Consider the following 21,938-nt stretch of genomic DNA (forward strand, 5'->3'; position numbering starts at 1 on the left):
CGAACCCATGTACCTCCTCGATGACGTCCACCACGAGCTCCGCGCCGCCGCCCGCCGCGTCAGCACCGAGAAGCTGGCCCCCCGCGCCGCCGCGGTCGACGAGGAAGCGGTCTTCCCCAAGGAGAGCTACGACGTCCTGGTCGCGGCCGGTCTGCATGCCCCCGGGATCCCCGAGCAGTACGGAGGAGACGGTGTCGACGCGATCGCGTCGGCCATCACGGTCGAGGAGGTCGCCCGGGCCTGCGCCTCCAGTTGCGCGATCATCACCTCCAACAAGCTGGGGGTGGTCCCGCTGCTGAAGTACGGCAGTGAGGAGCAGCGCCGGCGCTACCTGCCCGAGGTCGCCTCGGGCGAGGCACTGATGGCCTACGCGATCAGCGAGCGCGAGGCGGGCAGCGATGTCGCCGCGATGCGGACATCGGCCCGGCTGGAGGGTGACTCCTGGGTGCTCAACGGCGTCAAGACCTGGATCACGTCGGCCGGGATCGCCCGCTACATCGTGGTCTTCGCGGTCACCGATCCGGGGCATGCATCGCGGTCGCTGTCCGCCTTCCTGGTGCATGCCGACGACGGCGGCATCTCCTACGGCGAACCCGAGCGGAAGATGGGCCTCAAGGGATCGGTGACGCGGGAGGTCTATTTCGAGGACTGCCGGATCCCGCTGGACCGGCTGATCGGCGAGCGTGGCCGCGGGATGCGGGTGGCGCTCGGGACCCTCGACCACACCCGGGTCTCGATCGGTGCCGAGGCGGTGGGCATCGCCCAGGGGGCGTTGGATGCTGCTGTCACCTACGTGAAGGAGCGTCGGCAGTTCGGGCAGGCCATCGCCGAATTCCAGGGGATCCAGTTCATGGTCGCCGACATGGGGATGCGCGTGGAGGCGGCACGCCAGATGGTGTACGCCGCCGCGGCCCGCAGCGAGGCGGGAAGTGACGACCTCACCTTCTTCGGCGCGGCGGCCAAGTGCCTCGCGTCGGACACCGCCATGGCCGTGACCACGGACGCCGTCCAGCTGCTCGGTGGCTACGGGTACACCCGCGACTTCCCGGTGGAGCGGATGATGCGCGACGCCAAGATCACCCAGATCTACGAGGGCACCAACCAGATCCAGCGGGTGGTCATGGCCCGCCACCTCCTCGCATGATCACCCACTCAGGCCGGCGGACCCTCGGTCCTGCCGCGGTCCCCGGCGGCGTCGAGGGCGGCGAGTGCGAGGGCGAGCTCCATGCGATCGGTCAGCCGGTCGAGATCGCGGCCGAGGAGTTGCTCGATCTGCTCCAGCCGGTAGCGCAGCGTGTTGCGGTGGATGACCATCGCCGCGGCGGTCGCGCTGGGCACGCAGTCGTGGTCGAGGAAGCTGCGCAGCGTGAGGAGCAGGTGGTTGTCGCCCGGGTCCTCGCGCTCGAGGAGCGGTCCGAGGACCTCGTGGCCGAGCTCGGCGAGCGGCAGGTCGAGGTTTCCGAGGAGCAGGCCGGTGAGCGACAGCGGAGCGGACCTGCCGACGCCGTCGGGCACAGCGGCTTGGCGGGCCTCGTAGTAGCCGAGGCGCAGACCGGCCACTCCACGGCGGGCCGATCCCAGGCCCACCGCCGGACGGTGTCGTGCCTCGCGCAGCTGGGCATGCAGTCCCTCGGCGACCTGACCGGCGTCGACCCCCTCGGGCACGACGACCGCGACCGCATCATCCAGCAGGGCCGTGGGGAGGGGATCGCCCTCGCGGGCGAGGACCGACCTCAGCTCCCACGGCACCCGACGCAGACGTTCGGGAGTCTCGTCCAGCACCGCCACGACCATCGTCTGGAGAGCGTCCGCCTGGACGTTCAGCCGGCGCAGCCGGTTGCGGGCGGCGTGGTCGGAGACCAGGCCGTGCAGGACGTCCTCGAGGACCTGGCCGAGCAGCTCGCGACGACCCGTGAGAAAGGCCTGCTCCCTGGCGAGCTCGAGGCCCAGCACGGTGGCCGCGAAGGGCAGCACGCCCTCGTAGGCCGGAGTCGGCTCCGTGTGCAGCACCGCGACGGGGATGTCGTCGACGACCACTTCGGCGGATGCGGATCCCCGCGTCCCGGCGGCGGCCGAGGAGGAGGGCTTCCAGCGCGAGTTGCGGGGCGAGCGGTGGAGGACGTGACCGCCGGGCTCGGCCAGCACGACGGCGTCCAGGCCGAGCTGTCGACGCAGCTCGCTCAGCATGCCATCGACGCCTCGACGCGAGAGCAGCTCCCGCACCAGGCGGTCCTGCACCTGGAGGTTGGTCTGCACGGCGGCGTAGGTCTCCGCGTAGATCTGGTCGGCGAGCCAGTGGCTGATCGCGATGAACGGCACCTCCACGGGCGAGACCAGCAGGGTCAGCCCGGCGTCTCGCGCCGCTGTGAGCAGCTCAGCAGGCGGCTGATCGTGGACCAACCCGATCCCCAGGCAGACGGCGGCGACCGGTACTGCCGCCAGGCGGGTGGCCAGGTCACGCCACTCGTCCATGGTGCGGTCGAGCAGCGCCGTGGTCATCACCAGCTCCTGGCCGCGCAGGAAGGGCACTGGGTCAGGGAGCTCCGTGGTCGAGCCCCAGCTGATCGGCTGCTCGGCGGCGCCCTCGGGCAGCACCACCGCCCTGACCTTGAGGCTCGGCTCGTCGAGCAGGTCGCGCAGCACCACGGGCATGGCCGCATTGTGCCGGACGGTCCGCCAGGCAGTTGCGCTGCGTGGGGTCGCCCCAGGTGATCCCCACTGAATGAGAACGGCGGTCGCGGCGTGAGCCTCGATCGTCCGGGGCGTCGCCCGAGACGCCCCTCCACCCCTGGTCGTCAGCGACCTCGAACAACAAGGAGTACGCATGCGAATCCGCTCTCTGATGGCCGGCACGCTCGTCGGCCTGCTGGCCGCGACGACCGCCTGCTCAGGAGGTGAGTCCAGCAGCGACACCCTCAAGATCGGCTTCTTCGCCCCCGAGTCCGGGTTCGGGTCGGCGGACGGACGCAGCGCCCTGGCGGGTGCGAGGCTGGCTGTCGCCCAGGCGAACGCGGACGGTGGCGTCGATGGCAAGAAGGTCGAGCTGGTCACCTACGACGACGCGAGCGATCCCAAGCAGGGCGCCGTGATCGCGACCAAGCTCGTTTCCCAGGACCGGGTCGTCGCGGCCGTCAGCGGCTCGTACAGTCCCCAGACCCTCGCCGGAGCGACCATCTTCCAGCGCAACAGGATTCCCCTCGTCTCCGCGTACGCCGTGAACCCGGGCATCCCGGAGACCGGTGACTTCATCTTCCAGCAGGACTACGACGGCGAGGTCCAGGGCCGCGCTGGAGCCGTCCAGTTCGCCGAGGACGGAGTGAGGAAGCCCGCGATCATCGCGATCGACAACGACTTCGGCAACGCGCTCGTCGACGGCTTCAGCGACCAGGCGAAGGAGAGCGGGCTGGACGTCGTCTCCGTGGACAAGAACGAGTTCGGCGAGAAGGACTTCGACACGATCATCCGTCGCGCCGTCGACGCGGGCGCGGACGGCATCTACCTCGTCCAGTACGTCGCCGAGGGCACCCAGTTCTTCCGCGCCCTGCGGAAGTCAGGCGTGGGTCTCCCTGTGCTGAGTACCGAGGGCATCGACTCGGCGGGCTTCCTCGAGTCGATCGGTGACCTCGCGGACGGCGCCAAGATCACCACGAACCTCAACCGCGACGCCGAGGCTCCCGCGACCAGGTCCTTCCTGGAGGACTTCGCGAAGGAGAACGACTTCCCGGCGGACATGGTGGCCGCCTCGTCGTACGACGCCGTGAAGTTGATCCTCGACGCCGCCGACGCGACGGGGACCAGTGCGGGCGACATCCAGAAGGGCCTGCTCGGCACGTCTGACCACCAGGGAGCGACCGGAACGCTGGCGAAGTTCACCGACGGACGCCAGGTGGTCAAGCCCGTCCAGATCCTTCAGTTCGACGGCGCCACGCTGGTCTCGGTCGGCGAGGTCACCGACACGGCCGTCATCACTCCGTGAGCTGCTGATGGAAACCACAGTCGATGGACTCGTCATCGGGTCCCTGTACGCCCTGGTCGCGCTGGGGCCGTGCCTGGTCTACGGGTTGCTGCGCGTGCTCGACATCGCGAACGCCGCTTCCCTCACTCTCGGCGGCTACCTCGTCCTCGTCCTCGCCGAGCGCGCCGGCAGCCCGCTCCTGGGCGTCCTTGCCGGGCTCGCCGCCGGCGCCGCGCTCGGATGGGTGATCCAACGCTGGATCTACCTGCCGATCCTGGATCGCGGACCGATCGTCACCCTCGTGACGGGCATCGGTCTCTACATCGTGGCGACCGAGCTGTTCCGCCTCGTGTTCGGGCCGTCCCAGCGCAGCGCCCACGTCGACCTCCCTCTGCCCGACGCCGAGCTCGGCGGCGTGCGCCTCGAGGGCATCGACCTCCTGGTCCTCGCAGTGACGTTCGGAGTCATCGGCGCGACGTGGTACGTGCTGACCCGGACGCGCAGCGGCGTGCTGTGGCAGGCCGTCGCGCAGGACAGGAAGGTGGCCGGGGCGGTCGGCGTCAACAGCCCGCGGGTGATCGCTGCCGTCTTCGCGATCGGCTATCTCCTGTCGGCCCTCGCGGGTGCCCTGCTCTCGGTGAAGTACGACGCGGTGTACCCCACGCTGGGTGACATCCCTGCCTACAAGATGCTGGCGATCATCATCCTCGGCGGTCTCGGCAGCCCGCTCGGCACGATCGTCGCCGCACTCCTGATCGGCCTGGTCGAGTCCTGGGTAGTCGCGTCGTTCGGCTTCGCGCTCCCGCGCGACGCCATCGCGTTCGTCGCCCTCATCGCGATGCTCCTGATCCGGCCGCAGGGCCTGATCCCCTCCCGGGTGGTGAAGGCATGACCTACGCGATCGTCGTGGCCGTGACCGCGATCTTGATGGCGAGCGTGGTGGTGAGCCTCAACCTGACCGCCGGGTACGCCGGCCAGCCGAACCTCGCACAGAGCGCGTTCTTCGGGCTGGGCGCGTACTTCGCCGCCGTCCTCTCCGTCGAGCACGGCATGTCCTTCTGGTCGGTGTTGCCCGTGGCCGCGTTGGTCTCGGGTCTGGCCGGCGCCGTCCTGGGGGCGATCAGCCTGCGGTTGCGCGAGGACTTCTTCGCGATCACGACCGTCGGCTTGAACTTCGTGGTCGTCGCGCTGTTCAAGAGCGTCGACTTCTTCGGTGGTGCGACCGGCATCTACGGCCTGCCGCTGCCCATGATCGGCGGCACCGCGTTCACCAACGACCACTTCCTGGTGCTCTCACTGGCCCTGCTCGGCCTGGTCGTGGTCGTCGCGAAGGTGGTGCGTGACAGCTGGTACGGCGGGATGTTGATGGCGATCCGCGAGGACGAGCTCGTGGCGGCCTCGCTCGGGGCACCGGTCGCCCTGTTCAAGGCGTCCGCCTTTGCTCTCAGCTCACTGCTGGCGGGGGTGGTGGGTGCCGTGTACGCATTCTTCATCAGCAGCATCACTCCCGAGACGTTCGGCTTCAGCCAGTCGGTGCTGCTGCTGTCCATGCTCATCATCGGCGGGATGGGCACGATCCGAGGAGCCATCGTCGGCGCGGTACTCCTCACGCTGATCCCTGAGCTCTTCAGGTTCGCGTCGGACTACCGCAACCTCATCTACGGCGTCTTCCTCGTCCTGGTCCTGCGGTTCCAGCCGCAGGGACTCGTCGGAGACGCCAGCTGGCTGGCCAGGGCTGCGGCTCGGGTCCTCGGTCGTGCCCGTCCTGCGTTGTCGACCACGAAGGAGGTGGCCCGATGACTGCGGGCAGCCAAGCCGTACCGCTGGCCGAGGTCCGGGGGATCGGCGTTCGCTTCGGCGGGCTCCAGGCGCTGGACGACGTGTCCTTCTCGGTCCGGCCGGGGGAGTTCGTCTCGGTGATCGGTCCCAACGGTGCCGGGAAGTCGACTCTCTTCAACGTGATCTCCGGGGTGCAGAAGCCGACGTCGGGGGACGTGCTCTTCGACGGGGAGCCGGTGCGCCGCTTCCGCCCGGACCTGGTCCACGCCCGTGGGGTGGGTCGCAGCTTCCAGGTCGCGCGGCCGGTCGGCTCGCTGACAGTGCGGGACAACGTGCTGCTCGGCGCTGGCGGTCACCGGCTGCGCGGCGTGCTGAGCAGCCTGCGGCCGCGGGGCCGGGACCGGGCGCTGCAGGACCGGGTCGACGAGCTCCTCGAGCTCGCCGGTCTCACGACGGTCGCACACCGCCAGGCGGGGGAGATCAGCCCCGGCGACCTGCGCCGGATGGAGATCGCCCGGGCGCTGGGTGACGATCCTCGGCTGGTGCTCCTCGACGAGCCGGCTGCCGGAGTCGGCTCGGACGGGCTCACTCCGCTGGCCGAGCTTCTCGGGAAGATCCGAGACAGGGGGGTGGCCGTGCTCCTGGTCGAGCACTACGTCGGGCTCGCCCTGTCGCTCTCGGACCGGGCCGTCGTTCTCAACCGCGGCCGGTTGCTGGCAGTGGGCGACCCGGATGCGATCCGGCGGAATCAGGCCGTCATCGACGCCTACCTCGGAACCAAGCGTTCCCGGGCCGGGGGCGTCACCAAGCATTCGACAGGAACCGAGGGCGAACGATGAGCCTGCTGACCATCGAGGACGTGAGTGCCGGATATGGGCGGAGCACCGTCCTGCACGGCGTCAGTCTCGGAGTGGAGACGGGGGAGTTCGTGGTCGTGCTCGGCTCCAACGGAGCCGGGAAGTCGACGTTGATGCAGGCGGTGATGGGGTTGCTGCCGCTCACCGGCGGCAGTCTGCGGCTGCGCGACGTCGACCTCGGCGCCCTGCCGGTGCACGCGCGGGTCCGGCACCGGGTGGCCTACGTGCCGGAGGGGCGCCGGGTGTTCCCGGCGCTCACCGTCGAGGAGAACCTGGTGACTGCCTGGCGCCCCTCGGGGCGTGCGCAGGCCGACTCGCTGGACCTCCAGTACGCCACGTTCGAGCGGCTCCGCGAACGTCGAAACCAGCTCGCCGGCACGCTCTCCGGGGGTGAGCAGCAGATGCTCGCACTGGCTCGGGCGCTGATCAGCGAGCCCGAGCTGCTCGTCGCCGACGAGATCTCCCTCGGTCTCGCTCCGATGGTCGTGGAGGAGCTCTTCGAGGTGTTCGCCCAGCTCAACCGGGCCGGCACGGCGATCCTGTTGGCGGAGCAGAGCGCCCGTCTGGCCTTGGAGTACGCCACCACGGCGTACGTCATGGAGACCGGCCGGATCACCCTCTCGGGTGCGGCCGCCGACCTCGCAGACGACCCACGGGTCGCCGACGCCTACCTGCGGATGAGCTGATCCGCAGCCGAGCTGCCGCCGGCACGGGTCGAGTCGTGGTCGGCCCGTGCTGGCGGTATGGCCCCAACCTCCCCGACCCTAGGGCGTCGCGATCCCCGTCGACCCGGTCAGGTCTTTACCAAGAGCCGGCCGCCCGTAGGGCAACTCTCGCCGGTGCTGTCCCTTACCACCCGCCACCAAGATCTCCCGAAAGTGGCGCCCGACACATCCGCCTCGGGGCGGGCCCCAGGACGGTCGGGCACCGGGACTCTGAAGAGGTGGCACCATGCGCGGACTCATTCGACTTCTGGCGGCCCTGACGGCCGTCCTGCTGGTCGCGGCCGGCTGTGGAGGCGGCGACGGCGGCGGCTCCGGCGACGGAAAGGTGAGGATCGCCGCGATCTTCTCCGGCCCGACCACGGACGCCGACTACAACGCCCTCGGCCTCGAGGCGCTCAAGGCGGCCGAGAAGGACGGCGCCGAGGTGTCGTACTCCGAGAGCGTCGCGGTGCCCGACATCGAGCGCGTCCTGCAGGAGTACGTCGCCGACGGCTTCAACGTGATCTGGACGCACGGCTCGCAGTTCTACGAGGCCACCTCGAAGATCGCGAAGCAGAACCCGGACGTCCGCTTCATCGGCGAGTTCGACGGTGAGCCCGAGGGCCAGCCGGAGAACGTCTGGGTCATCGACCGCAACTTCCACACCGTCTTCTACCCGCTCGGCGTGCTCGCGACGAACCTCACCAAGTCCGGCAAGGTCGGCTACCTCGGCGGTCTCAGCCTGCCGTTCTCCTACTCCGAGGTCCACGCCGTCGAGCAGGCGATCGGCGACAGCGGCAAGGACGTGGAGCTGACCCCCGTGTGGAGCGGCGACTTCAACGACACGGTCAAGGCGCAGCAGCTCACCAGCCAGCTCATCTCCGGCGGCGCGGACGTCGTCGTCACCTCGCTCAACCTCGGTGTGGTCGGTGCGTTCAAGGCCGTCAACGACACCGACCCCGGCTCGGCCTGGGTGACCGTCAAGTACACCGACAAGTCGCAGAACGGTCCCGAGCACTACGCCGCCACCGTCCTCTACGACTTCGTGCACCCGTTGACCGAGATCCTCGCCGACATCGACAAGGGCACCACCAAGGGCCACTACGTCATCGGGTTCGGCCAGGGCGCCAGCGTCGACGTGGGCGACAACGTGCCCGCCGAGGTGAAGGCCGAGGTCGAGAAGGCCGTCGCCGGCATCTCCGACGGCTCGATCGAGGTCGCGCTCGACCAGTCCGAGGTGAAGTGACCATGGAGGACCCGCGTCTGGAGATGCGGGGGATCGTCAAGACCTTCGGCCCGGTGACGGCGCTCGACGCCGTCGACCTGGTGGTCGGGCGCAACGAGGTCCACGGCCTGCTCGGCGGCAACGGCGCCGGCAAGACCACTCTGATGAACGTCCTCTACGGGCTCTACCGGCCCAACGCCGGCGAGGTGCTCCTCGACGGCCGGCCGGTCAGCATCGGCTCGCCGAAGGACGCCATCGCCGCCGGGGTCGGCATGGTCCACCAGACGTTCCTCCAGGTCGACAACTACACCGTCACCGAGAACATCGTGCTCGGCACCGACGTCCCCGGCCCGTTGCGGCTCGACCTGTCCGACGCGAAGGCGCGGATCCGCGAGCTCAGCGAACGGTTCGGGCTCACCGTCGACCCCGATGCCGTCGTCGAGGACCTGCCGGTCGGCGTACGCCAGCGGGTGGAGATCCTCAAGGCGCTCTACCGCGGGGCGAAGCTGCTCATCCTCGACGAGCCGACGACCAACCTCACCCCGCAGGAGGTCGACGACCTGTTCGGCTCGATGCGGGCGATGGTCGACGACGGGATGAGCGTCGTGCTCATCACCCACAAGATCCGCGAGACGCTCAGCGTCTGCGACCGGATGACGGTGATGCGCGACGGCCGCCGGGTCGAGACGATCGAGCGCGCGGACACCGACGCCGAGCACCTCGCCGAGAAGATGGTCGGCAGCACGACCGACCCCGGCGCCGCGGTCGACGCGGCGCTCGGGGCGGTCGATGCGACCCAGGTCGAGGTGGACCTGTCCGCCGTCGGTACGACGACCGCGGTCGCCGTTCGCGACCTTGTCGTCGCCAACGACCAGGGCCACGAGCTGGTCCGCGGCTTCGAGCTGGAGCTGCGTGAGGGCGAGATCGTCGGCATCGCCGGTGTCGCCGGGAACGGCCAGGTCGAGCTCGCCGAGGCGTTGGCCGGCGTACGCCCGGTGCGCTCGGGCAGCGTCGAGGTCACCGGCCGCGCCATGGTCGGGCTGCCGACCGCGGCATGGCTGGGCCACGGCGTCGCCTACGTGCCGGAGGACCGGCACCGCGACGGCATCCTGCCGACCGCGAGCATCACGGAGAACCTGGTGCTCGGCTCGCAGCGCAGCGCCCAGGTCCGCAAGCGCGGGCTGATCGACTGGGGTGCCGCGAAGCAGCGGGCCGTGGATGCCATCGCCGAGTTCTCGGTGCGCGCCAACGGCCCGGGCACGCTGGTCGGCGACCTGTCCGGCGGCAACATCCAGCGGGTCATCCTGGCCCGGGCCTTCGCCCGGCAGCCTCGGATGCTGATCCTGCACAACCCGACCCGCGGCCTCGACATCGGCTCGACGCGATTCGTGTACCAGCAGGTGCGGAAGGCCACCGCGGCCGGCTGCGCCGTCCTCCTCATCTCGGAGGACCTCGACGAGGTGATCGCCCTGTCCGACCGGGTGATCGCGCTCTACCAGGGGTCGCGCGCGGGGGAGTGGCAGCACGGGTCGGTCGACGCCTACGAGGTCGGCCGCAGCATGACTGGACTGGGAGAAGCCCGTGTCTGACACCCTCACCGCCCCACCGTCCGCCCCGCCGGACGGCGCCTCGAGGCGGCCGTCCCGGCTCGCCGAGGCGCTCTGGCTGGTGGTGCCGTACGTCGTCTCCGTGGTCCTCGCCTTCGTCGTCGGCGGCCTGGTCATCGCCGCCATCGGCCGAGACCCGTTCGCCGCGTTCGAGTCGGTGCTCACCACCAGCTTCAACACCAGGTTCGGCACCATCGAGACCCTGCACAAGTGGGTGCCGGTCCTGCTGTGCGCCTACGCCTTCGCGATCCCGCTGGCCACCGGCAAGTTCAACATCGGCGCCGAGGGCCAGCTCCTGGTCGGCGCGACCGGCGGCGTGGCCCTCGGCATCCTGTGGTCCGACCTCCCGATGGTCGTGCTGCTGCCGTGCGTCCTGGTCGCGGGTGCGCTCTCCGGCGCGGTCTGGGCTGGGATCGCCGCCTTCTTGATGACGAAGTTCCAGGTCAACGAGATCCTCAGCACCGTCGTGCTGAACTTCATCTCGTTCCAGCTGATCGACTACGTCGCCAGCCACGTCTGGCCCGACCGCGGCGCCGGGCACCCGGCCACCACCCCGGTCGGCGAGGGCGCTCTGCTGCCCGGCATCGGCCAGGCGCCGCCCATGCACGCGGGTGTCCTGCTGACCGTGGTCCTCGTCGTCGTGATCGCCGTGTTCATGCGGCGGACGTCGACCGGCTTCGAGATGCGCGCGGTCGGCGCCAACCTGCGGGCCGCGCAGGTGCACGGCATCCGGACCTCGCGGCTCGCGGGTGCGGGCCTCGTGGTCGGTGGCGCCGTCGCCGGCCTGGCCGGCGCGATCGAGGTGGCCGGCGTGCACGGCAAGATGCTGGAGGGGATGCAGTCGAACTTCCTGATCCTCGGCATCATCGTCGGCCTGATGGCGCGCGGCAGCATGCTCGCGCTGCCGTTCATCGCCTTCGGCATCGCGGTGCTCGAGGTCGGCGCGGGCTCGATGCAGCGCACCGCGCAGGTGCCCGTCGAGATGGTGCTCATCATCGAGGCGCTGATCCTGCTCTTCCTGCTCCTGTCCGATATCGCCCGCGCGAAGCTCAGGAGGAACTGACATGGGTGAGATCACCGAGTTCCTGACGCTGATGATCCCGGCGATGGTGCCCTTCCTGCTCGCGGCGCAGGGCACCGTCCTCAGCGGTCGGGCGGGCGTCTTCAACGTCTCGCAGGAGGGCCTGATGGTCCTCGGCGCGGCGGTCGGCTTCCTGGTCAGCTTCAAGGTCGGCAGCAACACCGTCGGCATGGCGGCGGCGTTCGCGATCGCCGGCGTCTTCGGCCTGGTGCTGGCCTACATGACCACGCAGCTGCGCCTCGACCAGTTCGTCGTCGGCCTCGCGCTCTACTTCGCCGCACTGGGCGCCGCCGGTCTCCTCTACCGCGAGGTCATCGGCGTCACCCTCGAGCCGCCGCTGATCCCGACCCTGCAGGACAAGCCGATCCCACTGCTCTCGGACATCCCGTTCGTGGGGGAGGTGCTGTTCGACCACGACCTGGTCGTCTATGCGGCCTTCCTCATCTCGGCCGCGATCTACTGGTTCATGTACCGCACCCGCAGCGGTCTCGCGTTCCGCTCGATCGGCGAGAACCCGAAGGCCGCCGACAGCCTCGGCATCAACGTCACCTGGGCCCGGACCTGGTCCACCGTCGTCGGCTCCGGCCTGGTCGGCATGGCCGGCGCGTACCTGCCGATGGTCTACACCGGGCTCTACACCGAGGGCATGGTCGCCGGCCGCGGCTGGCTGGTGATCGCGCTGGCGTTCCTCGGAGGCTGGCGGCCGCACCTCGTGGTGGCCGGCGCGGCGTTCTTCGCCGGCATGGAGGTACTCGCCCTGCGGGCCCAGGTCGCCGGCATCGGCATTCCGCACCAGTTCGTGCTGATGCTGCCGTACGTCGCCACCCTGCTCGTGATGGTCTTCGCGTTCCGCTGGGCGCGGCAGCCGTCCTTCCTCGGACGCAACTACGACCGCGAGAGCCGCCTGGTCGGCTGACCGGCAGCGTCACCCGAGCACGAGGCCCCCGCCACGAGTCCCGGCGGGGGCCTCGTCCTGTGTCAGCGGTCCGCCGGCTCGGTCCCGGCGAGCTCGTCGGCCAGGCGACCGGCAGCGTGGCTGGCGCCGGCCAGCCAGCGCTCCACCACCGCGATCTCGGCGTCGTCGAGGTCGGCCAACGAGTCGCGCAGGGCGCCGGCCAGGGGGCCGAAGAAGGTGCTGGCCACCTCCCGGGCGTTGTCGGTGAGGGACAGCAGCTGCCGGCGCCCGTCGGCGTCGTCGGGGCGGCGCTCGACGTGACCGCTCGCCTCGAGGCGGCGCAGGAGCGCGGTGGTCGCCGGCTGGCTGAGGTCGATCGAGCGCGCCAGCGAGCTGGGCGTCATCGCGTCGTGGCGCATCGCGGCCTGGTGGAGGTGCGCGAGGGCGTCGACGTCCGTGGGGTGCAGGCCGTGGCGGTGGGCGAAGAGGTGCGAGAACCGGGTGAGCTCGTAGGAGAGCTGCTGGACCAACACCGGGACGCGGACGCCGGCGGGCTGTTCACCCGTGGGGGACATGTGCATATCCTTCCATCATGGAAGTATCTCCGGTGGACACTCGACTCCGAGGCATTCTCCGCCCTCGGGTCGCCTGGATCCTCCCTGTCCTCTACCTGCTGGTGGGCGGTGCCCTCATCGGGGCGGTCGGGACGGCGCCGGTGGACCGCGGCGCAGCCGACCAGCTGCCCGACGGCTACGACTCGACCCAGGTCGTCCGGCTGCTGGAGGACTTCCCCTCCGGCGACGGCCAGGTGGCGGTCGTGCTCTTCTCCGCCGACGAGGCGATCGACGCGGCAGGCCGGGCGAGTCTCGGGCAGGTCTTCGAGCGAGCGGCGGGCGACACCGCGGTCGCTGCGCTGCAGCCGGCGCAGGACGGTACGGCGCTGGTCGGCATCGTGTCGATGGAGAGCACCGACGCGGCCGTGCTGGCAGATGACGTCGAGGCACTGCGCAAGGCACTGCGCACGGGACTGCCCGACGGCGTCCGGGCCCAGGTGACCGGTCCTGCGGCGATCCAGGGCGATCTCGCACAGGTCTTCGACGGTGCGGACGTCACCCTGCTGGCGGTGACCGCCTCGGTGGTGGCCCTGCTGCTGATCATCACCTATCGCTCGCCCTTCCTGTGGCTGGTGCCGCTGAGCGTGGTCGGGATCGCGGATCGCCTCGCGGCCGTGGCTGCGACCCACGGGCTCACCGCGCTCGGGGTGGCCTTCGACCAGTCGACGACCGGCATCCTGTCCGTGCTCGTCTTCGGGGCGGGGACGGACTACGCCCTGCTCCTGATCTCCCGCTACCGCGACGAGCTGCATGGCACCGCGAGTCGTCCGGAGGCGATGGTGCGCGCGTGGCGGCGGACCGCAGAGGCAGTGGCGGCCAGCGCCACCACCGTCGTCGTGGCCCTGCTCGCGCTGCTCCTCTCGGCGTTCCCCACCACCCGGGGGCTCGGCCTGGCGTGCGCCATCGGCGTGGTCGTCGCGGCGCTCGCAGTGCTGGTCGTGCTGCCGCTGGCCCTGGTGGCCTTCCCGCGGGGGATCTTCTGGCCGCGCCGCCCCGTGGTCGGCCAGGCCCCTGCGTCGGAGGGACGGTCGGTGTGGCGTCGCGTCGGCGACGTGGTGGCGCGACGCCCGCTCGGCGCCGCGGCGGCGGCCGTCGTACTGCTCGCCCTGCTCGCCGGCGGGATCCTCGGCATCCGCAGCGGCCTGTCCGAGGCCGACCAGTTCATCGACACCCCCGAGTCGATCGCGGCCGCGGCCCGGCTCGCCGAGTCGTTCCCGGCCGGGAGCACCGACCCCGCCGTCGTGCTCACCCGGGGCGACGTGGCCGCGGTGGTCGCTGCGGCCGAGTCCGCGCCGGGCGTGGACACCGTCCGACCGGCCGGCGAGCACGACGGGCTCACTCGCCTCGACGTCGTGCTCGACCATGCGCCAGGCACCCCGCAGGCACGCGAGGACGTGCGCTCGCTCCGCGCCGCTCTCGCGGACCTCCCCGCGACGCTGGTCGGCGGGACCGATGCCCAGGACGTGGACTCCGACGCCGCCACGCGGGACGACCGGGCCCTCGTGCTGCCCCTGATCCTGGTCGTCGTGCTCCTGGCCCTGGGCCTGCTCCTGCGCTCGGTCGTGGCGCCCGTCGTGCTCGTGCTGACCGTGGTCGCCACCTACCTCGCCGCACTCGGTGCGGGCTGGGTGCTCAGCAGCTCGGTGTTCGGCTTCGACCGGCTCGACGTGGGCGTGCCGCTGCAGGCGTTCTTGTTCCTGGTCGCCCTCGGCGTCGACTACAACATCTTCCTCGTGGCGCGCGCCGCCGAGGAGGCGGAGCGGTACGGCGCCCGCGAGGGCATGCTGCGCGCCCTCGGCTCCACCGGCGGCGTCATCACCAGCGCCGGCGTACTGCTCGCCGCCGTGTTCGCGGTCCTCGGCGTGCTGCCGCTCGTCGTGCTCGCCCAGCTGGGCATCGTCATCTGCGTCGGCGTCCTGCTGGACACGCTGGTGGTCCGCACGGTCCTCGTCCCGGCGATCGCGCTCCGCCTCGGCGACCGGTTCTGGTGGCCCCGGCGTCCCGGGCTGTAGACGACGAGACCCCCGCCGGTCACCCGGCGGGGGTCTCGTTGCTTGTGGGCAGGGGCGGGGTCGAACCGCCGACCTATCACTTTTCAGGCGATCGCTCGTACCAACTGAGCTACCTGCCCAAGCAGTCGCCCACCTTACCGGAGGGTGTGCCGAGGTACGAAAGTGGCGGGCACCTGTGGACGCCGGCCGCCTAGGCTGGCACGGTGCCGGACCTGTCGGGCGTCGTGCTCCGCCCCCTCTCGACCGACGACGCACCCGCGATGGCCCGCCTCCACGTCGCCGTCTGGGACGAGGCGTACGCCGGACTCGTGCCCGAGTCGATCCTCGCCGAGCGTCGCGCCGACCTCGACGGGCGCACCGAGCGCTGGCGGCGGACCGCCGCGACCTCGCCCGCGGCCACGACCGTGGCCGTGCACGACGGCGAGCTGGTCGGCTTCGTGTCCGTGGGGCCGGGCCGCGACGCCGACCTCGACCTGGCCGAGGAGCTGTGGGCCCTCTACGTCCGCGCCGCCTGGTGGGGACACGGGCTCGGGCACCGGATGCTGGCCGCGACCCTGGCCGACCGGCCGGCGTACCTGTGGGTGCTGGCGGGCAACGACCGCGCCCTGGCCTTCTACCGCCGCCAGGGATTCGCGCCCGACGGGGTCGAGCGGCACGAGCCCGAGGGCCGCGAGCTGCGGCTGGTCCGGGGCTCTCGATGAGCGGGCGCGAGGCGCCGGGCACTATGCTGGCCCGCGCTGCGGAGGCTTCGTCCTCCACGGTGGGCCCCCATCGTCTAGCGGCCTAGGACACCGCCCTTTCACGGCGGGTACGCCGGTTCGAATCCGGTTGGGGGTGCGGCTCGTCCGCCGAGGTGGCTCCCGATTGGGAGTCGCGGAGGAGGATGGGTTAGAGTTCCATCCGCTTCACCACGCGAAAGCGGAGTGAGCGACTGGCCCTGTAGCGCAGTTGGTTAGCGCGCCGCCCTGTCACGGCGGAGGTCGCGAGTTCGAGTCTCGTCAGGGTCGCCAGTCTCAGGCGGCTTGTGTCTGCGGAAATCGCAGACCAGGTCGCCTGGTGTGCTTTTGGCGGCCTCCGGCCGCGGGACTCAGGCGGCTTGCGTCTGCGGAAATCGCAGACCAGGTCGCCTGGTGTGCTTTTGGCGGCCTCCGGCCGCGGGACTCAGGCGGCTTGCGTCTGCGGAGATCGCAGACCAGGTCGCCTGGTGTGTTTTTGGCGGCCTCCGGCCGCGAGGCGCGGGGCCCCAACCCCACGCCCGGGCTGGGTGAGTCCCGGCACAATGGCGCTGTGCCTGTCGAGATGAGCCCCGAGGACTTCGACGCCCTCGTCGACCGCGCCCTCGACGACATCCCCGAGGAGCTGGCCCGGCTGGTCAACAACGTGGTGGTGCTCGTCGAGGACGAGCCGCCCGAGGGGGAGCCCGACGACCTGCTCGGCCTGTACGACGGCGTCGCGCTCACCGAGCGCGGCGGCGGCTTCGAGCCGCATCTGCCCGACCGGATCTTCCTGTTCCGCGGCCCGCTGCTCGACATGTGCGAGGACGAGGCGGACCTGGCCGACGAGGTCCGGATCACCGTCGTGCACGAGGTCGCCCACCACTTCGGGATCGACGACGCCCGGCTGCACGACCTCGGCTACGCCTGACGATCGCGCGGCGAGGCTGAGGTCACGCCTGCAGGCTGGGGCGCGAGCCGGAGCTGGTGCCGCTGCCCTGCCAGGCCACCGGCGGGGCGCCGACCGACTGGCGGCGGAACTCGCCGAGGAACCAGATCTGGAAGGAGCGCTGTTCGGCCGTGCGCGGCGCGGTGAGCAGCCGCTGGGCCCGGGAGAACTCGTCGGCCGCGTCGAGCAGGTCGATCAGGCCGCCGATCTGCCGGGCGGTCTCCCGCGGCATCCGCAGCCGCAGGTCGATCGACTCGCGCCCGTCGGCGTGCGCCTTGTCGACCTGCTCGCGCCCCATGTTGGCGCGAAGCGGCCGCTCGAGGGCGTCGAAGTGCTCGGAGAGGACCTTCGCCAACGGGTAGTCGTCCTCGTGGGCCAGGGCGAGCAGCCGGATCTCGCGGCTCAGGTCTCGGTAGTGGCGCTGGAAGCGCCCGAAGTGGCCGATCGGGACACCGTTGATCTGGACGCCGACCTCGCCCACGCGGGTGTGGTCGGCGGCCAGCGACGGCATGCTGTGGGTCTGCTGGTACGGCGCACCGCCGGTCTCGGACAGCTCGGGGGCGGGCTCGAACCAGACCGCCTTGCCGTCCTCGTCGATCTCGGCGCCCCACGCGGCGGAGGCGCGGGCGACGATGTCGAGGCCGCGGCCGACCGTGGTCAGCGCGGCCAGCTGGTCCTCGTCGAGCGCGTCGAAGGCGTCGAGGTCGAAGGCGTCGAGGTCGAAGCCGCCCGCCTGGCTCACCGGCTGCGGCGGGATCACGGAGGCGTCGTGCACCTCGAACCGCGGGTGGTCGGCGGTGCCGCGGACCTGGAGCCGGATCGGCGCGGTGCCGTGGAGGACCGCGTTGGTGACCAGCTCGGAGACCGCGAGCTCGGCGCAGTCGGCGAGGTCGGTGCGCCCGAGCTGACCGCAGGTCTGGACGACCCAGCGTCGTGCGTCGTGCACGATGCGTGGCCCGGGGGCCAGGTCCAGGGTCTGCCGGTGCTGCACGGAGGAACCTTCCGGTGTCGCGGCCCGAGTGTTGTGGTCGATGTCCGGTGGATGGGGGTGGCGTTCCCGGGTGCGATACCCCACCCGGTTGACAACTAAACCAACCTCCGCGAGGTCGTTTGGTGACGGTCCGGGAGGGATGTGACCGACCAGACCTTGACCTCGGGTTGGGGGTCGTGCAGGCGACGCGGAATGATGGGCCCCAGAGGACGTCATCCGTCGTCATCCGAGGTGCTCCAGGAGGAAGCCATGGCAGCAGGCGACACCCAGCCCGACCTGCCCGATCGCATCATCGTCCCGCGTTCCGACCGTCACCAGGTCGTCGTCATCGGCTCCGGCTTCGGTGGCCTCTTCGGCACCAAGCAGCTGCGCAAGGCCGACGTCGACGTCACGATGATCGCGAAGACGACCCACCACCTCTTCCAGCCGCTGCTCTACCAGGTGGCGACCGGCATCCTCTCCGAGGGCGAGATCGCCCCACCGACCCGTGAGGTGCTGGCCAACCAGAAGAACGCCCAGGTCCTGCTGGGCGAGGTCACCGGCATCGACCTCGAGAACCGCCAGGTCACTTCCCACGTCCTGGGCCGCGAGCTCGTGACGCCGTACGACTCCCTGATCGTCGCCGCCGGCGCCGGCCAGTCGTACTTCGGCAACGACCACTTCGCCGAGTTCGCTCCCGGCATGAAGAGCATCGACGACGCCCTCGAGCTGCGCGGCCGGATCTTCGGCGCCTTCGAGATGGCCGAGCTCGGCGCCTCCCGCGGCGAGAACGTCGACCACCTGCTGACCTTCGTGGTCGTCGGGGCCGGCCCGACCGGTGTCGAGATGGCCGGGCAGATCGCCGAGCTCGCCCACCGCACCCTGACCCGCGACTTCCGCGCGATCTCGAGCCGCCACGCGCGGGTCATCCTGGTCGACGCGGCGCCCCAGGTGCTTCCGCCGTTCGGACACAAGCTCGGCCAGTGGACCCAGGAGAAGCTCGAGAAGCTCGGCGTCGAGGTCATGCTCGGCGCGCTGGTCTCCCAGGTCGACGAGCGCGGCCTGACCGTGAAGTACAAGGACGGCTCCGAGGAGCGCATCAACGCGGTCACCAAGGTGTGGGCCGCCGGCGTGCAGGCCAACAAGCTCGGCAAGACCCTCTCCGAGCAGACCGGTGCCCCGCTCGACCGCGCCGGCCGGATCTCGGTCAACCCCGACCTCACCCTCCCGGGCTACCCGGAGGTGTTCGTGGTCGGCGACATGATCTCGCTCGACAACCTCCCGGGTGTCGCGCAGGTGGCGATCCAGGGCGCGAAGTACGCCGCCAAGGAGATCGAGGGCCGGATCCAGGGCAAGCCCGCCCAGCCGCCGTTCAAGTACTTCGACAAGGGCTCGATGGCCATCATCAGCCGCTTCCGCGCGGTGGCGATGGTCGGCAAGCTCCGGCTCACCGGCATCCTGGCCTGGCTGATGTGGCTGGTCGTGCACCTCTTCTACATCACCGGCTTCAAGAACCGGGTCACCGCGGTGATGCACTGGTTCGTCTCGTTCATCGGCAAGGGCCGCTCCGAGCGCACGTCGACCGAGCAGCAGATCTTCGCCCGGGTGGCGCTGCAGCGGCTCGCCCGCGGTGCGACGGACCTGGTCTCCGAGCCCGGTGAGTACGACGAGGCGGTGCGCCGCGCCGAGCTCGAGGAGGTGGCCGCCGAGGAGGCGCGCCTGTCCGACGAGAACAAGCGCGGGGTCAAGGTCGGCGGCTGACGCCGGCTGCACGGATCGCCTGACAGGTCAGGCGAGCCGCTCCCGGATGTGGCGCGGCAGGATGAACACCCCCTCGGCCTCGGCGGTGACGCCGTCGGGGCCGATCATCCGGGCCTTCGCCCAGGTCTTGATGCCGTCCTCGCGGTCGATCCACGCCTCGGCGCGCAGGTCGCCGAGCGGCGTGCCCTGCCGGTACACGATCGTCAGGGTGCCGGTCATGCCCGGGCGGCCCGCCGCGCCCACGGCGTGCCCCAGGATCTGGTCGAGGATCAGGGACACCACGCCGCCGTGCACCAGCCCCGGTGGTCCTTCGTACGCCGCCCCGCAGTGGAAGTCCGTCTCCGCGCGGCCGGTCGCGTCGCTCACGACCTGCAACGGCGGGGCGATCGGGTTGCGCAGCCCGATGACCGGGTTGCCCCACGGGCGGCGCCGGCCGGCGGTGAGGTGCTGCTGTCCGAGCGTCTGGGTGCGCCGTACCTTCCGCAGCCGGGCCACCGCCGCCTCGACGTCGGCCCGGGCGGCGCGTACCTCGTCCTCCTCGACGTCCGACATCACACACAGGTCGACCAGCTCCCGGGCGGCCTCGGCGAGCGGGCGCCACACGGCGGCCTCCCGCTCCACCTCGGCGGCGGGCGTCTCGTCGGTGTCGGGGAGGTGCCAGTTCATGCCCGTCAGAGTAGAACACGTTCTCGTTATGCCGGTGCGGAAACCCGTTGACCGGGATGGTGGGATGGGAGCCATGACCGCCCTCGTGCCGCCCGACGTCGCCCGCTGGCAGTCCTGGGCGGCGATGATCGAGGACTTCGGCGGGACCGACGAGATGCACGGCTCTGGCCACTGGAACCTCGACGGCGCCCCCGTGCCGACCGAGGCCGGCTGCGCGGCGTACGTCGCGATGACCGAGCTGACGTCGACCGCCGACCTCGACGGGACGCGGGTCCCTTCGACGTACTTCTGGATCACCGACGGCGACGGCGGGCCCGACGACGAGGTCCTCGGCTTCCTCCACCTGCGCCACGTCCTCAACGACTGGCTCCTCGAGGAGGGCGGACACATCGGGTACGCCGTCCGGCCGTCCGCCCGGCGCCGCGGGCACGCCTCCCGGGCGCTCGCTCTCGGTGTCCGCGCCGCGGCCGGGCTCGGGATCGAGCGGGTGCTGGTCACCTGCGACCTCGACAACGCCGCGTCGCGGCGCACCATCGAGGCCGGCGGCGGGGTGCTCGAGGACGAGCGGCACGGGAAGCTGCGGTACTGGATCGCCTGCGGCGGCGCTACGGCCGGCTGACGGCGTCGGCGTCCGGGCGCAGTCCGGGGCGCAGCCGGTAGAGCACGGTCGTGAACCAGTGCGGGTCGACCATCGAGCGGGTGACCACGACCAGCGGCAGGCCCTCGCGCTCGATCAGCACCGTCCAGCGGCGCTCGCCCGGCTCGCCGACGATCGCGACCGGTGTGTAGGGGCTGGCCAGGTCGACCAGCTCGGTCTGTCCGTTGCGCTTGATCGAGAGCTGACCGCGGCGCACGGCGAGCTCGGTGGTCGTGCAGCCGGCGCGCACCGCCCACACGACGAGCAGCAGGAACCCGAGGGTGGCGGCCACGCCGATGGAGGCGGTGGTCGGCTCCTTCGCGGCGGCGTACGACGCCACGGCGGTGCCGGCCAGCACGACCAGCAGTACCCACGAGAGGACGCGGCGGACCCCGCCGCGCACCGGGAACTGCGCGTCGGTGCTCGCGTTGAGCGCGGTCAGGTTGTCCTCGGGCTCGGTCCAGCGGCCGTGCTTGACCTCGGGGTTGCTGCGCACGCGCGGGGGCGGGGTCGGGCGCACCGGTTCGGCGGGGACCTCGACGGGAACGGGCGCGGCCGGCGGCGAGGGGGCCGGCGCCGGGGCCGCGGGCCTCGGCTTCCGCGGCATGTCGGCGCGCAGCGCCTCCACGACCGAGCGGCCCAGGTCGGTGCTGTCGAGCCCGCCGGCCTGCGCGATCCGTGACGGCGGCTCGGGCGGCGACTCGACGCCGAGGGCCTCGAGCACCGAGCGCCCGGCCCGGAGGGAGTCGGCGCGGCCCTGGGGCGTCGTACCGGGCACGGGGGGAGGGGGCGTGGGGGCGACCGACGGGGCGCCGCCCCGGGGTGCGCCGACGACCCGCGCGTCCCGGGCATAGGTGCCCCGCTTGTCCAGCCAGGCGCGGATGCTCTCCGTGTCCGGACCGAACTCGTCCTTGCTCCCCACGAGCGAGTCCTCTCTGTTCCCTCTCCCGCGGTCAGGGTACCGGGGGTGGGTCCCGGTCGTCGTCGGTCCGCCGGTCCCGTCCGGGTGGTCCGAACGGGCCATGTCTGCATGGCTCTCCCCGCCAGCACGGTAGATTTGAGACTGATTCCCAGTCGACTGCCCCAGGAGGCCCGGTGCCCGACACCGACGCGCGCCCGAGCGCACTCCGGCCGACCCGCCAGCGCCGCGCGATCACCGACGCACTCGCCCGCGCGGCGGACTTCCAGAGCGCGCAGGAGATCCACGACACCCTGCGTCGTACCGGCGACAAGGTCGGGCTCGCCACCGTCTACCGCACCCTGCAGGCCATGGCCGAGACCGGCGACGTCGACGTGCGCCACAACCCGGCGGGCGAGGCGACGTACCGCCGCTGCAGCGACTCGCACCACCACCACCTGGTCTGCCGCTCCTGCGGCCGCACCGTCGAGATCACCGGCTCCGCGGTCGAGAAGTGGGCGCACGCCGTCGCCGACGAGCACGGGTTCACCGAGGTGAGCCACACGGTGGAGCTGGTCGGGCTGTGCGCGGAGTGCGCGCGGCAGCAGTGATCTG

Annotated in this window: 21 protein-coding genes and 3 tRNA genes; 18 read left to right on the plus strand and 6 right to left on the minus strand. The window is 71.3% G+C overall.

Going from position 1 to position 21,938, the window contains the following annotated elements:
- Nucleotides 1–7: 7 nt before the first annotated feature.
- Complete coding sequence (locus FBY23_RS05510) at nt 8–1,144, plus strand: acyl-CoA dehydrogenase family protein (protein WP_141797233.1); 1,137 nt, start codon at nt 8–10, stop codon at nt 1,142–1,144.
- An 8-nt stretch (nt 1,145–1,152) separates the two neighbouring features.
- Here FBY23_RS05510 and FBY23_RS05515 read toward each other — a convergent pair whose 3' ends face one another.
- Complete coding sequence (locus FBY23_RS05515; RefSeq protein WP_141797234.1) at nt 1,153–2,652, minus strand: PucR family transcriptional regulator; 1,500 nt, start codon at nt 2,650–2,652, stop codon at nt 1,153–1,155.
- Between the two features lie 172 nt (nt 2,653–2,824).
- Between FBY23_RS05515 and FBY23_RS05520 the strand changes: the two genes are divergently transcribed.
- The 9 genes from FBY23_RS05520 (at nt 2,825) to FBY23_RS05560 (ending at nt 12,124) form a co-directional block, all read left to right on the plus strand.
- Entirely contained in the window at nt 2,825–3,976 is a 1,152-nt protein-coding gene (locus tag FBY23_RS05520) for an ABC transporter substrate-binding protein (RefSeq protein WP_141797235.1), read from the plus strand.
- Between the two features lie 7 nt (nt 3,977–3,983).
- The gene (locus FBY23_RS05525; RefSeq protein ID WP_141797236.1) at nt 3,984–4,847 is read left to right on the plus strand and encodes a branched-chain amino acid ABC transporter permease; all 864 of its coding nucleotides are present in this window, start codon (nt 3,984–3,986) and stop codon (nt 4,845–4,847) included.
- Nucleotides 4,844–5,755, plus strand: a complete 912-nt coding sequence (locus FBY23_RS05530) for a branched-chain amino acid ABC transporter permease (RefSeq protein ID WP_141797237.1) — start codon at nt 4,844–4,846, stop codon at nt 5,753–5,755. Before FBY23_RS05525 ends, FBY23_RS05530 begins: the two co-directional genes overlap by 4 nt.
- Entirely contained in the window at nt 5,752–6,573 is an 822-nt protein-coding gene (locus FBY23_RS05535; RefSeq protein ID WP_141797238.1) for an ABC transporter ATP-binding protein, read from the plus strand. The genes FBY23_RS05530 and FBY23_RS05535 overlap by 4 nt, the downstream gene beginning before the upstream one ends.
- The gene (locus tag FBY23_RS05540) at nt 6,570–7,277 is read left to right on the plus strand and encodes an ABC transporter ATP-binding protein (RefSeq protein ID WP_141797239.1); all 708 of its coding nucleotides are present in this window, start codon (nt 6,570–6,572) and stop codon (nt 7,275–7,277) included. The genes FBY23_RS05535 and FBY23_RS05540 overlap by 4 nt, the downstream gene beginning before the upstream one ends.
- 265 nt (nt 7,278–7,542) lie before the next feature.
- A complete protein-coding gene (locus tag FBY23_RS05545; protein ID WP_141797240.1) occupies nt 7,543–8,541 on the plus strand; it encodes a BMP family protein in 999 nt (332 codons plus the stop codon).
- Between the two features lie 2 nt (nt 8,542–8,543).
- Nucleotides 8,544–10,109: an ABC transporter ATP-binding protein gene (locus tag FBY23_RS05550; RefSeq protein ID WP_141797241.1), complete on the plus strand. Its 1,566-nt coding sequence runs from the start codon at nt 8,544–8,546 to the stop codon at nt 10,107–10,109.
- Complete coding sequence (locus FBY23_RS05555) at nt 10,102–11,190, plus strand: ABC transporter permease (RefSeq protein ID WP_141797242.1); 1,089 nt, start codon at nt 10,102–10,104, stop codon at nt 11,188–11,190. The genes FBY23_RS05550 and FBY23_RS05555 overlap by 8 nt, the downstream gene beginning before the upstream one ends.
- A 1-nt stretch (nt 11,191) precedes the next feature.
- The gene (locus FBY23_RS05560; RefSeq protein WP_222117733.1) at nt 11,192–12,124 is read left to right on the plus strand and encodes an ABC transporter permease; all 933 of its coding nucleotides are present in this window, start codon (nt 11,192–11,194) and stop codon (nt 12,122–12,124) included.
- A gap of 62 nt (nt 12,125–12,186) precedes the next feature.
- Here the strand turns inward: FBY23_RS05560 and FBY23_RS05565 are convergent, their stop codons facing one another.
- A complete protein-coding gene (locus FBY23_RS05565; protein ID WP_160158168.1) occupies nt 12,187–12,678 on the minus strand; it encodes a MarR family winged helix-turn-helix transcriptional regulator in 492 nt (163 codons plus the stop codon).
- Between the two features lie 32 nt (nt 12,679–12,710).
- On the opposite strand from FBY23_RS05565, the gene FBY23_RS05570 reads away from it, so the two are divergent.
- Nucleotides 12,711–14,729, plus strand: a complete 2,019-nt coding sequence (locus FBY23_RS05570) for an MMPL family transporter (protein WP_260805774.1) — start codon at nt 12,711–12,713, stop codon at nt 14,727–14,729.
- A gap of 45 nt (nt 14,730–14,774) precedes the next feature.
- Here FBY23_RS05570 and FBY23_RS05575 read toward each other — a convergent pair.
- A tRNA-Phe gene (locus tag FBY23_RS05575) sits at nt 14,775–14,848 on the minus strand.
- Nucleotides 14,849–14,932: 84 nt separating this feature from the next.
- On the opposite strand from FBY23_RS05575, the gene FBY23_RS05580 reads away from it, so the two are divergent.
- The 4 genes from FBY23_RS05580 (at nt 14,933) to FBY23_RS05595 (ending at nt 16,373) form a co-directional block, all read left to right on the plus strand.
- The gene (locus FBY23_RS05580; RefSeq protein ID WP_260805775.1) at nt 14,933–15,430 is read left to right on the plus strand and encodes a GNAT family N-acetyltransferase; all 498 of its coding nucleotides are present in this window, start codon (nt 14,933–14,935) and stop codon (nt 15,428–15,430) included.
- A gap of 63 nt (nt 15,431–15,493) precedes the next feature.
- Nucleotides 15,494–15,566 (plus strand) — tRNA-Glu (locus tag FBY23_RS05585).
- A 96-nt stretch (nt 15,567–15,662) separates the two neighbouring features.
- Nucleotides 15,663–15,739 (plus strand) — tRNA-Asp (locus tag FBY23_RS05590).
- A gap of 277 nt (nt 15,740–16,016) precedes the next feature.
- Nucleotides 16,017–16,373 (plus strand): metallopeptidase family protein, encoded by a 357-nt coding sequence (locus FBY23_RS05595; protein WP_141797245.1) that lies wholly within the window; start codon nt 16,017–16,019, stop codon nt 16,371–16,373.
- Between the two features lie 22 nt (nt 16,374–16,395).
- Here the strand turns inward: FBY23_RS05595 and FBY23_RS05600 are convergent, their stop codons facing one another.
- Nucleotides 16,396–17,382 (minus strand): ATP-binding protein, encoded by a 987-nt coding sequence (locus FBY23_RS05600; protein ID WP_141797246.1) that lies wholly within the window; start codon nt 17,380–17,382, stop codon nt 16,396–16,398.
- Between the two features lie 249 nt (nt 17,383–17,631).
- Between FBY23_RS05600 and FBY23_RS05605 the strand changes: the two genes are divergently transcribed.
- Nucleotides 17,632–19,122, plus strand: coding sequence for an NAD(P)/FAD-dependent oxidoreductase (locus tag FBY23_RS05605; protein ID WP_141797247.1), 1,491 nt, complete (start codon nt 17,632–17,634; stop codon nt 19,120–19,122).
- A 27-nt stretch (nt 19,123–19,149) separates the two neighbouring features.
- Here FBY23_RS05605 and FBY23_RS05610 read toward each other — a convergent pair whose 3' ends face one another.
- Nucleotides 19,150–19,788: a PaaI family thioesterase gene (locus FBY23_RS05610; protein ID WP_141797248.1), complete on the minus strand. Its 639-nt coding sequence runs from the start codon at nt 19,786–19,788 to the stop codon at nt 19,150–19,152.
- A gap of 73 nt (nt 19,789–19,861) precedes the next feature.
- Between FBY23_RS05610 and FBY23_RS05615 the strand changes: the two genes are divergently transcribed.
- The gene (locus tag FBY23_RS05615; RefSeq protein WP_222117734.1) at nt 19,862–20,407 is read left to right on the plus strand and encodes a GNAT family N-acetyltransferase; all 546 of its coding nucleotides are present in this window, start codon (nt 19,862–19,864) and stop codon (nt 20,405–20,407) included.
- On the opposite strand, the gene FBY23_RS05620 is transcribed toward FBY23_RS05615, so the two are convergent.
- Nucleotides 20,394–21,347 carry a hypothetical protein gene (locus FBY23_RS05620; protein ID WP_141797249.1) on the minus strand — a complete coding sequence of 318 codons (954 nt, stop codon included), beginning with the start codon at nt 21,345–21,347 and terminating at the stop codon, nt 20,394–20,396. The two genes, FBY23_RS05615 and FBY23_RS05620, sit on opposite strands and share 14 nt — an antisense overlap.
- Before the next feature lie 173 nt (nt 21,348–21,520).
- On the opposite strand from FBY23_RS05620, the gene FBY23_RS05625 reads away from it, so the two are divergent.
- Complete coding sequence (locus tag FBY23_RS05625; protein ID WP_141797250.1) at nt 21,521–21,934, plus strand: Fur family transcriptional regulator; 414 nt, start codon at nt 21,521–21,523, stop codon at nt 21,932–21,934.
- Nucleotides 21,935–21,938 lie beyond the last annotated feature (4 nt).

This window comes from Nocardioides sp. SLBN-35, assembly GCF_006715725.1.
In the GTDB taxonomy this organism is placed as follows: domain Bacteria; phylum Actinomycetota; class Actinomycetes; order Propionibacteriales; family Nocardioidaceae; genus Nocardioides.